Annotated in this window: 15 protein-coding genes; 7 read left to right on the forward strand and 8 right to left on the reverse strand. The window is 65.1% G+C overall.

All coding sequences use genetic code 11. The features are described 5' to 3' along the window. The first annotated feature begins 431 nt into the window (after window positions 1–431). Genes mpl through E8E95_RS28015 form a run of 3 tightly spaced genes read left to right on the forward strand, consistent with a single transcriptional unit; the run spans window position 432 to window position 2,701 of the window. Window positions 432–1,784 carry a UDP-N-acetylmuramate:L-alanyl-gamma-D-glutamyl-meso-diaminopimelate ligase gene (gene mpl / locus E8E95_RS28005; protein WP_280355536.1) on the forward strand — a complete coding sequence of 451 codons (1,353 nt, stop codon included), beginning with the start codon at window positions 432–434 and terminating at the stop codon, window positions 1,782–1,784. Between the two features lie 4 nt (window positions 1,785–1,788). Beyond that, window positions 1,789–2,418 carry a flavin prenyltransferase UbiX gene (gene ubiX / locus E8E95_RS28010; RefSeq protein ID WP_077525231.1) on the forward strand — a complete coding sequence of 210 codons (630 nt, stop codon included), beginning with the start codon at window positions 1,789–1,791 and terminating at the stop codon, window positions 2,416–2,418. Next, a complete protein-coding gene (locus tag E8E95_RS28015; RefSeq protein WP_280355538.1) occupies window positions 2,411–2,701 on the forward strand; it encodes a YceK/YidQ family lipoprotein in 291 nt (96 codons plus the stop codon). Before ubiX ends, E8E95_RS28015 begins: the two co-directional genes overlap by 8 nt. A gap of 124 nt (window positions 2,702–2,825) precedes the next feature. Here the strand turns inward: E8E95_RS28015 and E8E95_RS28020 are convergent, their stop codons facing one another. From E8E95_RS28020 to E8E95_RS28040, 5 genes are all read right to left on the reverse strand, one after another. Next, complete coding sequence (locus tag E8E95_RS28020) at window positions 2,826–3,293, reverse strand: YbaK/EbsC family protein (RefSeq protein ID WP_280355540.1); 468 nt, start codon at window positions 3,291–3,293, stop codon at window positions 2,826–2,828. Between the two features lie 52 nt (window positions 3,294–3,345). After that, window positions 3,346–3,957, reverse strand: coding sequence for a class I SAM-dependent methyltransferase (locus E8E95_RS28025; protein WP_280355541.1), 612 nt, complete (start codon window positions 3,955–3,957; stop codon window positions 3,346–3,348). Window positions 3,958–4,055: 98 nt separating this feature from the next. Beyond that, window positions 4,056–4,697 carry an oxidoreductase gene (locus E8E95_RS28030; RefSeq protein ID WP_280355543.1) on the reverse strand — a complete coding sequence of 214 codons (642 nt, stop codon included), beginning with the start codon at window positions 4,695–4,697 and terminating at the stop codon, window positions 4,056–4,058. A 28-nt stretch (window positions 4,698–4,725) separates the two neighbouring features. Then, the gene (locus E8E95_RS28035; RefSeq protein ID WP_280355545.1) at window positions 4,726–6,453 is read right to left on the reverse strand and encodes a C13 family peptidase; all 1,728 of its coding nucleotides are present in this window, start codon (window positions 6,451–6,453) and stop codon (window positions 4,726–4,728) included. Between the two features lie 87 nt (window positions 6,454–6,540). After that, the gene (locus E8E95_RS28040; RefSeq protein ID WP_077525225.1) at window positions 6,541–6,996 is read right to left on the reverse strand and encodes a MaoC family dehydratase; all 456 of its coding nucleotides are present in this window, start codon (window positions 6,994–6,996) and stop codon (window positions 6,541–6,543) included. 215 nt (window positions 6,997–7,211) lie between these two features. Between E8E95_RS28040 and E8E95_RS28045 the strand changes: the two genes are divergently transcribed. From E8E95_RS28045 to E8E95_RS28055, 3 genes are read left to right on the forward strand one after another with little or no spacing between them, the layout of a single operon-like run. Continuing rightward, window positions 7,212–7,574, forward strand: coding sequence for a CidA/LrgA family protein (locus E8E95_RS28045; RefSeq protein WP_280355547.1), 363 nt, complete (start codon window positions 7,212–7,214; stop codon window positions 7,572–7,574). Beyond that, entirely contained in the window at window positions 7,571–8,287 is a 717-nt protein-coding gene (locus E8E95_RS28050) for an LrgB family protein (protein WP_179061048.1), read from the forward strand. The genes E8E95_RS28045 and E8E95_RS28050 overlap by 4 nt, the downstream gene beginning before the upstream one ends. 9 nt (window positions 8,288–8,296) lie before the next feature. Next, window positions 8,297–8,893, forward strand: coding sequence for an LON peptidase substrate-binding domain-containing protein (locus E8E95_RS28055; RefSeq protein WP_280355549.1), 597 nt, complete (start codon window positions 8,297–8,299; stop codon window positions 8,891–8,893). 27 nt (window positions 8,894–8,920) lie between these two features. Here the strand turns inward: E8E95_RS28055 and E8E95_RS28060 are convergent, their stop codons facing one another. Together E8E95_RS28060 and E8E95_RS28065 are read right to left on the reverse strand one after the other, a co-directional pair. Next, the gene (locus E8E95_RS28060) at window positions 8,921–10,237 is read right to left on the reverse strand and encodes a bifunctional DedA family/phosphatase PAP2 family protein (RefSeq protein WP_280355550.1); all 1,317 of its coding nucleotides are present in this window, start codon (window positions 10,235–10,237) and stop codon (window positions 8,921–8,923) included. Further along, window positions 10,234–10,944, reverse strand: coding sequence for a DNA-3-methyladenine glycosylase (locus E8E95_RS28065; protein WP_280355552.1), 711 nt, complete (start codon window positions 10,942–10,944; stop codon window positions 10,234–10,236). Before E8E95_RS28065 ends, E8E95_RS28060 begins: the two co-directional genes overlap by 4 nt. A gap of 115 nt (window positions 10,945–11,059) precedes the next feature. Here E8E95_RS28065 and E8E95_RS28070 point away from each other — a divergent pair, with 115 nt between their 5' ends. Then, entirely contained in the window at window positions 11,060–11,905 is an 846-nt protein-coding gene (locus E8E95_RS28070; RefSeq protein ID WP_280355554.1) for a class I SAM-dependent methyltransferase, read from the forward strand. Between the two features lie 294 nt (window positions 11,906–12,199). On the opposite strand, the gene E8E95_RS28075 is transcribed toward E8E95_RS28070, so the two are convergent. Next, window positions 12,200–13,429 carry an alpha/beta hydrolase gene (locus tag E8E95_RS28075; RefSeq protein ID WP_280355555.1) on the reverse strand — a complete coding sequence of 410 codons (1,230 nt, stop codon included), beginning with the start codon at window positions 13,427–13,429 and terminating at the stop codon, window positions 12,200–12,202. Window positions 13,430–13,637 lie beyond the last annotated feature (208 nt).

Raw genomic sequence — 13,637 nt, forward strand, 5'->3', positions numbered from 1 at the left:
GGGGTAAGGATTGAGCCGAGTAACACCCTGCTGAGGATCGTGCCACCGACAGTCAAGAGTAAGTTGGCTTCGCTAAGCATCTCGGTCGACTCGTCTCAAAATATATTCCCCAAATTTTGGTCTTTCAATGCGCGTAGAAAGCAGGATTCTCAAAATATATTTCCTGATGCTGACAGTTGCGCTTCTTTGAACCCCAATAAAATCAGGGGGTCAATTCTCAACATTTATTCTTAGCGAACACCCCCTTGTAGGGGCGAATTCATTCGCCAAGGACCGCGTAGCGGTCCCCAGGGATACCCATGGCACGCCTTCGGCCTGCTTGGCGAATGAATTCGCCCCTACACCAGTCTCCTGGGGCTCCCAGAGGGGCCGCTGTGCTAACCTGCGACAAGTTTTTTCCGGGCCGGGGCGGCCCGTTTCAGAGGTCATCCATGCATATCCACATCCTCGGCATCTGCGGCACCTTCATGGGTTCGCTGGCGGTGCTGGCCAAGGAACTTGGCCACCGTGTCACCGGCTCCGACGCCAACGTCTACCCGCCCATGAGCACCCAGCTGGAAGCCCAGGGAATCGAGCTGATGCAGGGGTACGAGCCGGCCCATCTGGAGCCCGCTCCAGACCTGGTGGTCGTCGGTAATGCCTTGTCCCGTGGCAATCCCGCCGTCGAGTACGTGCTGAACAAGGGCCTGCCCTATGTCTCCGGCCCGCAGTGGCTGGCCGACCATGTGCTGCAGGGGCGGTGGGTACTCGCGGTCGCCGGTACCCACGGCAAGACCACCACCACCAGCATGCTGGCCTGGGTGCTGGAGCATGCCGGCATGAGCCCGGGCTTCCTGATCGGCGGCGTTCCGCAGAATTTCGGTGTCTCCGCACGCCTGGGCGGCACGCCTTTCTTCGTGGTGGAAGCTGACGAGTACGACAGCGCCTTCTTCGATAAGCGCTCCAAGTTCGTCCACTACCGCCCACGCACCGCCATCCTCAATAACCTCGAGTTCGATCACGCGGATATCTTCCCCGACCTCGCCGCCATCGAGCGCCAATTCCATCATCTGGTACGGACCATTCCCGGCGAGGGCCTGGTCATCCATCCGACGTCCGAAACCGCGCTCAAGCGTGTGCTGGACATGGGTTGCTGGACCCCGGTGCAGACCACCGGTGAAGGCGGTCAATGGCAGGCTCGCCTGCTGGCCGAAGACGGCTCGCGTTTCGACGTGCTGTTCGAAGGCCAGGTCGCCGGCACCGTGGACTGGGAGCTGACTGGCCAGCACAACGTTGCCAATGCCCTCGCCACCCTGGCTGCGGCCCGCCATGTTGGCGTGGTTCCGGAGCTGGGTGTCGCTGCGCTGTCGGTCTTCAAGAGCGTCAAGCGGCGCATGGAGAAGGTGGCCGAAGTGAATGGCGTGACCATCTACGACGATTTCGCCCACCACCCGACTGCCATCGCCACCACCCTCGACGGCCTGCGCAAGCGCGTGGGCGACGCCCCGGTGATCGCAGTGATCGAGCCGCGCTCCAACTCCATGAAGCTCGGCGCCCACCGCGATGGCTTGCCGGACTCGGTGAAGCTGGCCGATCAGGTGTTCTGGTACGCGCCGCCGAATCTTGGCTGGGATCTGGCGGCCACCGTTGCCGGCTCCACTGTGCCTACCCAGGTGTGCGAGTCCCTGGAGTCCATCATCGAGGGGGTGAAGGCCATCGCCGCGCCCGGCACCCAGGTGGTGATCATGAGCAACGGCGGTTTCGGCGGCCTGCACGGCAAGCTGGCTTCGGCCCTGGCGGAGTGAGGCAATGAACGGACCGTCCCGCATCACCCTGGCAATGACGGGCGCCTCCGGCGCCCAGTACGGTCTGCGCCTGCTGGATTGCCTGATTCAGGAAGACCGCGAGGTGCACTTCCTCATCTCGAAGGCGGCGCAGTTGGTGATGGCCACTGAAACCGACGTCACCCTGCCGGCCAAGCCCCAGTCCATGCAGGCCTTCCTCAGCGAGTACACCGGTGCCGCACCGGGCCAGATTCGCTGCTATGGCAAGGAAGACTGGATGTCTCCAGTGGCTTCCGGCTCCGGCGCGCCAGCGGCGATGGTGGTGGTGCCCTGTTCCACCGGGACGCTCTCGGCCATTGCCACCGGTGCCTGCAACAACCTGATCGAGCGCGCCGCCGACGTGACCCTGAAGGAGCGCCGCCAGCTGATCCTGGTGCCGCGCGAGGCGCCGTACTCCAGCATTCACCTGGAGAACATGCTCAAGCTGTCCAACCTCGGCGCGGTGATCGTGCCGGCCTCGCCGGGCTTCTATCACCAGCCGCAGACCATCGATGACCTGGTCGACTTCGTGGTGGCGCGCATCCTCAACCTTCTGGATATCCCCCAGGACATGCTGCCGCGTTGGGGCGAACACCATCAGGGCGTCGATGACTAAACCCTTCGCCGTTATCGCGCTGGCGCTGAGCCTCCTGCAAGGCTGCGCCAGTGTCGGGACCCTGAACGCCGCCAAGCCGGGCGCGCCGATCATCTATTCCGGCACCCGTCTGGACTGGTATTCGCTCCATGGCGGCTGCTGCCCCACGGACCGCTTCGGCGTCGAGCCGCCGGCCTATCCGGCACTGGACCTGCCCGCCAGTGCATTGCTGGACACGCTGTTGCTGCCCTTCGCAGTGGCGGCGGAGTTGGGTGTGAGCCTGGGGGTAACGGGCGGGTATTGAACCTGTAGGGGCGAATTCATTCGCCAAGGGCGGCGAAGCTGCCCCTATGGATTTCGATTGGCAGACCTGCGGTCTGCTTGGCGAATGAATTCGCCCCTACAACAGAGCGGGCTGTCGCTCTGATTCAAGCCGGCTCCTGGCAGACGTCCACCCATTTCGCTTCCACCAGTTCGGCCATGTAGGCCGGGGTGATGCGCACTGCGCTGTGCACGGCACCTGCCGCTGGCACCACTTCATCGAAGGCTTGCAGGGAGCGGTCGCAATAGACCGCCAGCGGGGTGGCCAGCCCGAACGGGCAAACCCCGCCCACTGGATGGCTGGTCAGGGCTTCCACCGTTTCGGCATCCAGCATCTTGGCCTTGGCGCCGAAGGTTTCCTTGAACTTGCGGTTGTCGATGCGGGCGTCGCCACGCGCCACCACCAGCACGGCATCCTCGCCGACGCGAAAGGCCAGGGTCTTGGCGATGCGGCCCGGCTCAACGCCATGGGCTTCAGCTGCCAAGGCCACAGTGGCTGTGCTGGTCTGCAATTCGATGATGTCGATTTCCGGCGCCTTCCCGGCGAAAAAGGCTCGGACCGATTCGAGGCTCATGGGGCAATCCCTGTGGGTAAAGGTCGAATCCTTGTTCAGCCGCAAGCCGGCGTCAATCCGCCCAGCCGCGGTAGACGAACGTCATCGGTTTCGGGCCGGGCAGGTAGCTGCTGTGAAGCTCGCCAATGGTGAAGCCGCCGGTTTCGATCAGGCGCGGGATGTCGCGGTCGAGGTGACAGCCGCCGGCCAGCGGTTTCCACAACGGGGTGAGCCGGTGCTGCCAGCGCACCACGGACAGGTCTGGCGCCAGGCCGTGTTCGGCGAAATGCAGGCGTCCGCCGGGCTTGAGTACACGACGCATTTCACGCAGGGCGGCGATTGCGTCCGGAATGGTGCAGAGGGTGAAGGTGCAGACGATGCTGTCGAAGCTGGCGTCGGCAGCCTGGATCTCGCCGAGCTCCAGGGCGATGGTGTCCACGGGGATCGCAATGGCCTCGGCGCGTCGGCGTGCCAGAGCCTGCATTTGCGCAGCGGGGTCGACGCCGGTGACGCGGCTGACACGGGCGGAATCGTAGAAAGCAAGGTTGAGCCCGGTACCAATGCCGATTTCCAGCACCTGGCCTTCAGCCTGGGGCACGACCAGGGAACGGGTCTTCATCACATGCCCCATGCCGCAGGCGAAGTCGATCAGGTGGGGCAGGATGTGGCGATCATAGAAGCCCATGCTGGCTGTCTCCGGCGAAGGACGCCGTCCACCTTAGCAGGGGGCGAATCGCAAGGGCGCGGGGATTTCGGCCATTGGCGGGTGTGCTCCCGCCGTGGTCAGCGCCCGAGGCGGCGCAGGTCTTCCGACTCGATAATGCGGATGCCGTCTTCCTCCTCCAGCGCCAGGCGCCAGAGTGCGCGGGCCAGGGTGCAGACGTCGATGCCGCGGAGCCTGCCCGGCAGCCAACGCATGAACGCTGCGGCGAGGCGTTCGCCGAAGCGGAACTCACTGCGTGGCCCGATCAGCAGCGACGGGCGGGCAATGGTCAGTTGCGGCCAATCCATCGCCTTGAGGGCTTCTTCCATCTCGCCCTTGACCTTGTTGTAGAAGATCGAGGATGCGCGGTTGGCGCCCAGCGCGCTGATCACGATGAAGTGCCGGGCGCCCAGTTCGCGGGCGCGTTGGGCGAACGCCAGGACCAGGTCCAGGTCCACTGCGCGGAAGGCTTCCTGGGAGCCGGCCTGGCGGATGGTGCTACCCAGGCAGCAGAAGGCGACGTCGACCTTTCCCTCCAATTGCGGCAGCAGTTCGGCCAGCGGACCGACGGGGTTCAGCAGGTGCGGGTGTTCAGCCAGCGGGCGCCGGGTCGGGGCCAGGACACGGGCTACCGTGGGTTCGTTGAGCAGGCGGTCGAGCAGGTGCTCGCCGGTCAATCCAGTGGCGCCGGCGAGCAGTATGGGCTGGGGCGTCAAATGCATGCTGTTTCTCCGCTGATACACACTGAGCTTAGTGACTAAGAGCGGTTTTGTCGGGGTCCTCGGCGCTCTGTGCGGTCAGGGCCTGTTCCGCCTGGTATTCGCGAAGTGCACGCCAGCGCGCGGTGACACCCTTGGGCGCCCAGATCTGCGGTTCCGAGGCCTCGAAGTCGTCGGCCTTCTCGCGTTCGGCGACTTTCTCCCGGGCGATGCCGAATGCGCGCTCCAGATCGTCGGTTTCGCTGAAGGCGTCAGCGAACAGCGCTCGGCCGAAATAGGTGAAGTCATTCTCTTCGGAGCAGCCGAAGGAGACGCGATCGGTACGCGCCGCAGTCATGATCAAGGTTCTGTCGTCCTTGAGAGGTGGAATGAATCCGCCGGAGTAGCAGGCGGAGATCACCAGCACCTTGTACCTGTCCTTGAGAGGGGTGAGCAGGTCCGCAAGTTCCTGTGCCGGCAGGTGGCCCAACTGAAGGCCAGGTTGCTCCAGGGCCAGTTCGTGGGTCGGTGAGCCGTGGCTGGTGAGGTAGATGAACACCAGGTCTTCCGGGCCGCTGCGCCTGGCGACGGCCTTGATGGCACGGGACAGGCTTTCGCGGGTGGCCAGCGGGCGGTCGGCCATGTGTTCGCGGTGATTGACCAGGGTGAGCTGACCGTGGGCGCCGAAGCGTTCGGCCAGGAGTCTGGAGACGTAATCCGCTTCACGCAGGAATACGCTCTGGCGACCGTCGCCGGCGAGGGTGATGGAGTAAAGCTCCACCTCCGGCGTGGAGACCGGCAGGGCATCGATGGCCTGCTCGAGCAGGTGACCCTGGGCCAGCAGGCCTATTTCCAGTGGGTCGGGCAGGGCCTTGCCCTTTTCGTCGCGGATGCGGACCCCGTCCTGCCAGGTGCCGGTTTCCTGCTTGCCATCCGATCGCGTCAGGCTGCCAGTGCCGCTGTAGAGCCCGTCGCTGAAGTTCCCCTGGTAACGGCTGCCGTCGGCCAGCGAAAGGATGCCTTCGCCCTGGTAGCGCCAGTGCCGGAAGTGCCCCACGTAGTGGCTGCCGTCGGCGCCGGTGAATTCGCCCTGGCCAACCAGGTTGCCTTCCTTGAAGGTGCCACTCCAGACATCGTCGTCACCACTGGTGAAGCGTCCCTTGCCGTCGAACAGGCTGTTGCGGAACTCACCGATATAACTGGAGCCGTCCTGCCCCTGATAGGCTCCTTGGCCCACCAGCTGGCCGCGTTTGAAACGTCCGCTGAAACGGTTGCCGGCTTCATCGGTGCGGACGCCTTCGCCCTCTGGCTGGCCGGCCTTGAAGAGCCCCTGGTAATTGCTGCCGTCGGTCCATTCGAGGATGCCGAAGCCCTGGTATTTGTCGTTGTGGAACTGGCCGCGATAGGTGACCTCGCCCTGGCGCAGGGTGCCTTCGCCGTGGAACTGGTTCTGGGCGAAGCCGCCTTCGTAGGTAGTGCCGTTTCCGTATGCGAGGCGGCCCTGGCCATGGAACAGGCCCGCCTTGAATTCGCCGATGTAGACCAGGCCGCTGGGGCCATGCCATTCGCCCTGGCCCTCTGGCTGGCCATCCTTGAACTGACCTTCGAACCAGGTGCCGTTGTTGTAGTCGAGACGGCCCGGTCCCTGCAGCAGGCCATCGACCAGTTCACCGCGATAGCGGGAACCATCCGGCAGGCGCGCGTCCGGCGGCGTCAGGGGTTCGCCCTCGCCGCAGGCTGTGAGCAGGATGGCGAGGGTGAGGGGCAGAAACGGCTTCATCGGGGTCCTTGTCCTAATCGGCATCTGCCTTTCAGTGTGGCGCAAAAAAGCCCGCTATTGCGGGCTTTTTTGGCGGCGAGGAGCGGCTCAGACGAAGCAGAGGCTGAGGGACTCGGCGATGTACGCGGGCTTCTGCTGGCCTTCGATCTCCAGGGTGCAAAGGGCCTTGATCAGCCACTGGCCGGGGTTCTTCTCGTTGACGTCGATGACCTTCACGGCCAGGCGCACACGGGAGTCGACCTTGACCGGCTGGATGAAACGCACGCTGTCGAGGCCGTAGTTGACCACCATCTTCGCGCCTTCGGGCAGGACCAGCAGGCCGTCGATCAGCTTCGGAATCAGCGACAGACTGAGGAAGCCGTGGGCGATGGTGGAGCCGAAGGGCGTCTGCTTGGCGCGCTCCGGGTCGACATGGATGAACTGGTGGTCTTCGGTGCATTCGGCGAACTGGTTGATGCGGTTCTGGTCGATGCTTATCCAGTCCGAGTGGCCGAGTTCCTTGCCAACGTAGTTCTTCAGTTCCGCTACTGGTACGAACGCCATTACGTCATCCTCCTTGGATGCAGTGTTGTAATTCTTATTGATTCGGGGGTGAGCCCGGTCTTGCATGCAGCGCTTAGATCATCATGCCGGACCCGTCGGGTCAAGACGCCATGCCCCCTGCGAATGGCGGGTTATAGCGAGGCGTCGGGCGAGCCTATAATGCCCCCGTCCCGGCCGAGGCCCTGCCTGGCCGGACCTGACCCGTGGAGAATTTCATGCTGTTGCGCGGACTGACCTGGCTGGTGCTGTTCCAGCTGATCGGTAGCGGGCTCAATGCCCTGTTCCTGTCCATGCTGCCCGGGCCCATCATCGGCCTGGTGCTGCTCTTTCTCTATCTGCTGGTGCGCGGCGAAGTAAGCGAGCCGCTGAGCCTGGCCGCCAGCAGCCTGCTGCGCTACCTGCCGCTGCTGCTGGTGCCTCCGGCAGTGGGCGTGATGGTGTATGCGCAGGCCATCTGGGCGGACTTCTGGGCCATCGTCGGCGCGCTGGTGCTGTCCCTGTTGGCGACCTTCCTCTTCTCTGGCTGGCTGATGCAGAAGCTCATCGATCGACAGGCAAATCGCCGGGAGGACACATGAGCCTCGACTGGCAAGCCGCGATACAAGCGATCGTGCATCACCCGCTGTTCGGCTTCGGCATGACCCTGGCGGCCTATCAACTTGCCCTGGCGGCGTACGAGAAGACCCGCTGGGTATTCCTGCAGCCGGTGCTGCTGTCCATGCTGCTGCTGATCGGTGTGCTGCTGGCCTTCGGTATCACCTACCAGGAGTACCGCCAGAGCACGCAGTTGCTGACGGTCTTCCTCGGTCCGGCCACTGTCGCGCTGGCCGTACCGCTCTTCCTCAACCTGCGGCGAATTCGCCAGCTGTTCTGGCCGACCCTGCTGACACTGGTGTTCGGTGGGCTCTTCGCTACGCTGTCGGTAGCTGTACTGGGCTGGTGGTTCGGCACCGAGCGCATGGTCCTGATGACGCTGTTGCCGAAGTCGGTGACCTCGCCCATCGCCATGCTGGTGGCCGAGCAGCTTGGCGGCGTGGCGGCCCTGGCGGCGGTGTTCGTGCTGATCACCGGCGTGCTCGGCGCCATTCTCGGTCCGGAGCTGCTGCGCCGCTGCGGTGTACGTCACCCGGCGGCACAGGGCATGGCCCTGGGACTCACCGCTCACGCCGTGGGCACCGCGCGGGCTTTGCAGGAAGGCGAGGAGTGCGGTGCGTTCGCCGCCCTGGCGATGAGCCTCATGGGTGTCGCCACAGCGGTGCTGCTGCCGCTCGCCGTTGCCATGATTGCTTGAGGTCGATGCATGAAGTTGCCGTTGTTTCCGCTCAACACCGTGCTGTTTCCGGGTTGCACGCTGGACTTGCAGATATTCGAGGCGCGCTACCTGGACATGCTGGGGCGCTGCATGAAGCAGGGCGAGGGCTTCGGCGTGGTCTGCATCCTCGAAGGCCAGGAAGTGGGCGAGGCGGCCAGCCGCTTCGCCGCCATCGGCTGCGAGGCACTGATCCGCGACTGGCAGCAGCGTCCCAACGGTTTGCTGGGTATCCGTGTGGAAGGTGGGCGGCGCTTTCATGTGAGCAAGGCGGAAGTGCTGCGCGACCAACTGACCCTCGCCGAAGTCGAATGGCTGGCCGATGAGCCTGAGCGCCCCCTGCGTGGGGAGCATGCTGACCTGGCCGCATTGCTCAACGCCCTGGCCGAGCACCCCATGGTCCAGGGCCTGGGTATGGGCGGCGTGGTGGACGGGCAGCAGGCGCTGGCCAATCAGCTGTCCTACCTGCTGCCGTTCCACATCAAGGAAAAGATCCACCTGCTGACCTTGAGCGATCCTGACGAACGTCTGGATTTCCTCCAGGGCCTGCTGGATCAGCTGCAGGGCGAGGGCGAATCCATCGCCTGATATTTCCTGTCGGGCCTGATGCAGCAGCTAGTAGCCGTAACGCGCCAGCGCTTCCGGCAGGGCCCAGGTGGCGACTCCGCCGAGCAGGGCCAGGCAGGCCGGCAGGATCAGCGCCCACACCCTCGCACTCATTGCAGTCAGTGGCGCCGCACGCTGCATCAGTGCGAGACCGGCCGCCGAGATGCCGCCAGCCAGCAAGGCGCCGGCGAGGATGTCGGTGGGCCAGTGCACGCCGAGGTAGACCCGCGACAGGGCAATGGCCAGCGCCGGCAAGCAGGCCAGCAGCAGCCATGTCAGGCGCAGGCGCCCCGGCTGGCCGCGCCCGGCCAGAATCCCCAGTACCAGGAAGAACGCGAAGGCCGCCGAGCTGTGGCCACTGGGGAAACTGAACGTGGTGAGCGGCTCGACCAGAACCTCGGGGCGTGCGCGTGCGTAGAGGTGCTTGAGGCCGGTATTGGCCAGCCCCGTGATCAGCAGGGTGCCGATGGCAAAGCAGGCTGGGCGCCACTGGCGCAGTAGCAGCAACAGGGCGCCGAGCAGCGCGCCGGCGAGCAACTGGGTCTTGAAGTCGCCGACACGAGTGACCAGCACCATCCAATGATCGAAGCCGTCCCGGCGCTGCTCCTGAACCAGCGCCATCAATCCCTGGTCCAGGGCCTGCAGGTGTGGCCAGCCGATCAACAGGGCGCCCAGGGCCGCCAGGCACAGTCCGGCCGCCAATGGGTTGGCCGAGCGCTTCTCACGAAGCGTGCTGTGGATGATCAGGCCGAGCATGGCGACGACCACGACTATCACGACCCCGGCTTCGCTCCAGAAGCCTTCCGGCAGCGGCAGGCGCAGTGCCGCGCCGGTGGCCCAGCCGGGAACCAGGTAGGCCACGGCCCAGCCTGCGGCTGCCAGCATGCTGACGGCGACGAAGCGCGGGAAGGGCATGTCGAGCATGCCCGCCACCATCGGCAGCATGGGACGCAGCGGGCCGATGTAGCGGCCCACCAGCAGGCTGGCGATGCCATAGCGCTGGAAGTAATTCTCAGCGCCGGTGATCCATTCGGGGTGGTCGCGCAGCAAGGGCAGACGGCGGATGTTCTGGTGGAAGCGTCGCCCCAGGCCGTAGGAGATCATGTCGCCCACCAGGCCGCCGCAGTAGGCCAGGAGCAGGGTCTGCCAAAGTTCCAGTGCGCCGCTGCCGGCCATCACGCCGACGGCGAACAGCAGCGCCACGCCCGGTACGACGATGCCGGCGATGGCCAGGCATTCGATGCAGGCGATCAGGAAAATGGCCAGGCCCAACCATTCCGGGTTGGCGCCAAGCCAGGCGGTGACCTGGTCGAACCATTGACTCATGCGGGTGTGTCCTCGATCAGCGTGTAGTCGAATCCTTCGACCTGCCCGCGGCGCAGCGGGTTGCGTGTGCAATGGCGAGCATAGGCGGCATCGACGAAGCGGTAAGGCAGGTGTTCATCGCGGCCGTGGGGGATGCCCAGGCGCGCGGTCTGGATGATGCAGGCGGGACGTTCGTCGACGTCTTCGACGAACAGGCGCTGCCAGTCGAAGCGCTGGCCGTCCCAGTCGGGCACTTTCAGGCCAAGGGATTTGCACAGCAGCGTCTGGCCGGCGCAGAGGCGCTCGGCGGGGCGGGGCTGTCCCTGGGCGTCGGGGTTGTTGCGTTGCATGGCGGCCAGGGCGTCGGCGGGGGAGATGGCGTCCACCCAGGGATGCCCGGACTTGATCAGCACCGCGTTGCCGGCGCCGTGGGCGCTGAAGTTCAGCGAGTCACCGCCACGGGAGTAGTACATATAGATGTGCCCGCCATCGAGGAACAGCGCGCGGCGCTTGTGCGTGTAGCCGAGGGACGCGTGGCTGCCCTTGTCCACCAGGTAATAGGCCTCGGTCTCGATGATGCGGGCCGAGAGCCAGCGGTCGCCTGCCCGGTGGCGAATCACTTTGCCCAGCAGCTCGCGGGCCACTTGCTGGGCGTCGCGGTCGAAAAAGGCATCGGTCAGCGGGCGGGCACCCGGCCAGGGCAAACTAAGGATGGGATCGCAGGACATGGGGCTGTCGCAGGGTTACGGGTCGGAATAGGCTCGCGATTATACGGAAGCATGCTGAGCCGAAGCTGAACGCCGGCGTCGGAATCGTCACGCAAAATAACAAGAGCCCGCTGCCATGTCCCGAGCTGCCCGTCTCGACAGTGCCCACATCACCCCCAGTGCGCACTACACCGGTTACGTCTGGTATCGCCACCAGCTTGCCGAAGCCCCCTTCGTTACGCCTTTCGGACGCTTCGCCCATGGCGTGCTGGCGCCCGTGAGCTGGGGCGCGCGGGTGGCGTTCGGGTTGGATGTCGAGCGCTTCCTGCTGCAGCGCCATCTGTTGATCGATGCGCTGCTGAGCGAGGCCATCGAGCGGCGCGGGGTACGCCAGGTCGTGGAGATTGCCTGCGGTCTGTCACCCCGGGGACGGCGCTTCTGTTCCCGCTATCCGGAGCTGCGTTACCTGGAGGCCGACCTGCCACCCATGGCTGCACGCAAGCGCCTGTTGCTCCACGAAGAAGGCTGGCTGGGCGCGCGGCATCAGGTGCGCCCTGTGGATATCCTCGCCGAACAGGGCGTGAACGACCTGCAGGCGCTGTTTTCCGGGCTCGATCATGACGCGCCGGTGCTGGTAATCACCGAAGGGTTGGTGAACTACTTCGAACTCCCGGTGATAGAAGCCTTCTGGAGCCGGTTGGCGGACCAGCTGAAGCAGTTCCCGGCTGCCACCTACCTCACTGATCTCTATCCCGACCTGCGCGAGCATCCACGCTATCGCCAGTTGCGCTGGGGCATCGATCTGGTTGGGCGGCTGACCCGAGGTCGCTATTACCTGCATTACCGGGGAGATGCTGCCATCGTTTCGGGCTTTCAAGGCTGCGGCTTCGGAGAAGTCCGGGTGCATGACCCGAAGGAGCTGGAGTCGGCGCTGGCGGATACCGGGCCGGCGCTGGTGAGGGTGGTGGAGGGACGAGTGTGATGGCCGGAGGGCGGATTCATTTGAGCTCGGGAAACCACGTCCTGAGGGTGTGGTCATGAGTTATCGGGTTTGCCTGTGACGATCGAAATGCTCCGATGGGCAGGTTGAAGTCGGATTTTCTGTAGGAGCGAGCTTGCTCGCGAACAGCCCGGGCGAGATCTTTTCGCGAGCAAGCTCGCTCCTACACGTTACCCGAGCCGGAGGATCGGCGTGCAGGCAGGCTGGGGTCGCTCCGCGTCCCATAGCGAATGAATTCGCCCCCACAAGAAAAAGCCAAAGGCGACTTCCCTGTCGTCACGCGTTAACCACCGCGCGCGGCTCCGCCTGCACCACCTGTGCGGCCAGCGCGTCGCTGGCCTGCGCATCGGTGTGGGGGAAGACCAGGGCGAGGCAATCGCCCTCGTGGCGCAAGGGCAGGACATCCAGTTCCGGCAGATCGCCAGCCTGCAGGCGCCATCCACGCGAGGGCAGTGCGCTTGGCAGGTTGCCGGCCAGCAGGCCGCCGAAGAAACCCAGTTCGTTGACTTCCACCGGCCACTCACCTGCTTCGTCGTGAAGCAGCCGGCCGCGCCGGTTCAATGGGGCCAGGCGCGGCTCCTGCCGTCGTTCCAGGCGGTCCAGACGGTTGCGGGCCAGGCGCGTAGCGCCAGGGGCGGCAAGGGGCAGGGCGCTGCCGAGGAGGAACGGACGGTAGAAGCTGGCGCAGGCCTCGCGCTGTTCGAACTGGGCGAGGTGATCGCCATTGTGGATAAGTGCGCAATCGGCATCGCTGCAGGCTGCGGCAAAGCTCGCGTGCTCCCAGGGCTGGGTGAAGTGATCGAACTCGCCGGCCAGCACCAGGGTGGGGCAAGCCGGGTGGTGCGCGAAGCCTTGAAAATCCAGCAGGCGTTGGCTGTTTTGCCGGTATCGTTCGAGTTCCTGCGGGGAAAGACGCTGCATCTGTCGCAAAAGTGCCTTGCGAAAGACCAGCGAGATGCCGGTTTCCTCCAGGCGCAGGGGATTGATCAGACCGGTCAGGGCGCCTTGGGCGAAGCGCTGGACCTGGCCTTCGGCCAGCAGGTCCAGGCTTTCTTCCAGCATCCGGCGGGCGCCGGGGCGGCCGAACGCGGTGATTCCAGCGAGCAGCAGGCGCGCGCAATGCCGTGGATGGCGAACCGCGAACAGGGCTGCCAGGGCGGAGCCGTAGGACAGGCCGATGGGCATCAGCGGCGGTAACCGGAGTTCTTCGGCGAAGGCGGCGATCAGGTCAGCCAGCTGTTCGAGCGAAAGCTCGGGCGCCAGTTGCAGGTTGCCGCCCTGGCTCGGGAGATCGAGCAGTATCACCGGATGGCGGGGCAACAGTTCCTGCACTTCGGAGACGAAGGAGCGGAAACTCTGGAAGGCGCCGCCAAGCATCAGGATCGGTTCGCGAGTGTCTTCTGCGTGCTGGGAGAAGGCTTGGTAGTGCAGGGTCCAGGGGCCGACCTGGACGACACGGGGCGCATCATTCAGATGCTGGGGGGCGAAGTCGGTCTGGTAACGCATGGCGGATTCTCCGGCGCCGGGGCGCTTCTTGTTCTTCTGCGACGACTGCAATTGGAAGGTAAACAGCGGAGACACTTTTGTTTACCCAACCTTCGGGCGGGCGCGGCGGCCGGGTGTAACCGTCCCGGTCGCGGCCCGCCTGGGCCGAGGCTTGCGTCGTTACCGAAAAGGCCCGTGGAATGGCCTGTCTACCATCCGCCCGGCGCCG

The sequence above is a fragment of the Pseudomonas sp. BN414 genome, from assembly GCF_029871275.1.
Lineage (GTDB): Bacteria > Pseudomonadota > Gammaproteobacteria > Pseudomonadales > Pseudomonadaceae > Metapseudomonas > Metapseudomonas resinovorans_C.

What these genes read in the sequence shown, in the direction of transcription:
- mpl (WP_280355536.1), top strand. Translation starts at nt 432, where the DNA reads ATGCATATCCACATCCTCGGCATCTGCGGCACCTTCATGGGTTCGCTG.
- ubiX (WP_077525231.1), top strand. Translation starts at nt 1,789, where the DNA reads ATGAACGGACCGTCCCGCATCACCCTGGCAATGACGGGCGCCTCCGGC.
- E8E95_RS28015 (WP_280355538.1), top strand. Translation starts at nt 2,411, where the DNA reads ATGACTAAACCCTTCGCCGTTATCGCGCTGGCGCTGAGCCTCCTGCAA.
- E8E95_RS28020 (WP_280355540.1), bottom strand. Translation starts at nt 3,293, where the DNA reads ATGAGCCTCGAATCGGTCCGAGCCTTTTTCGCCGGGAAGGCGCCGGAA.
- E8E95_RS28025 (WP_280355541.1), bottom strand. Translation starts at nt 3,957, where the DNA reads ATGGGCTTCTATGATCGCCACATCCTGCCCCACCTGATCGACTTCGCC.
- E8E95_RS28030 (WP_280355543.1), bottom strand. Translation starts at nt 4,697, where the DNA reads ATGCATTTGACGCCCCAGCCCATACTGCTCGCCGGCGCCACTGGATTG.
- E8E95_RS28035 (WP_280355545.1), bottom strand. Translation starts at nt 6,453, where the DNA reads ATGAAGCCGTTTCTGCCCCTCACCCTCGCCATCCTGCTCACAGCCTGC.
- E8E95_RS28040 (WP_077525225.1), bottom strand. Translation starts at nt 6,996, where the DNA reads ATGGCGTTCGTACCAGTAGCGGAACTGAAGAACTACGTTGGCAAGGAA.
- E8E95_RS28045 (WP_280355547.1), top strand. Translation starts at nt 7,212, where the DNA reads ATGCTGTTGCGCGGACTGACCTGGCTGGTGCTGTTCCAGCTGATCGGT.
- E8E95_RS28050 (WP_179061048.1), top strand. Translation starts at nt 7,571, where the DNA reads ATGAGCCTCGACTGGCAAGCCGCGATACAAGCGATCGTGCATCACCCG.
- E8E95_RS28055 (WP_280355549.1), top strand. Translation starts at nt 8,297, where the DNA reads ATGAAGTTGCCGTTGTTTCCGCTCAACACCGTGCTGTTTCCGGGTTGC.
- E8E95_RS28060 (WP_280355550.1), bottom strand. Translation starts at nt 10,237, where the DNA reads ATGAGTCAATGGTTCGACCAGGTCACCGCCTGGCTTGGCGCCAACCCG.
- E8E95_RS28065 (WP_280355552.1), bottom strand. Translation starts at nt 10,944, where the DNA reads ATGTCCTGCGATCCCATCCTTAGTTTGCCCTGGCCGGGTGCCCGCCCG.
- E8E95_RS28070 (WP_280355554.1), top strand. Translation starts at nt 11,060, where the DNA reads ATGTCCCGAGCTGCCCGTCTCGACAGTGCCCACATCACCCCCAGTGCG.
- E8E95_RS28075 (WP_280355555.1), bottom strand. Translation starts at nt 13,429, where the DNA reads ATGCGTTACCAGACCGACTTCGCCCCCCAGCATCTGAATGATGCGCCC.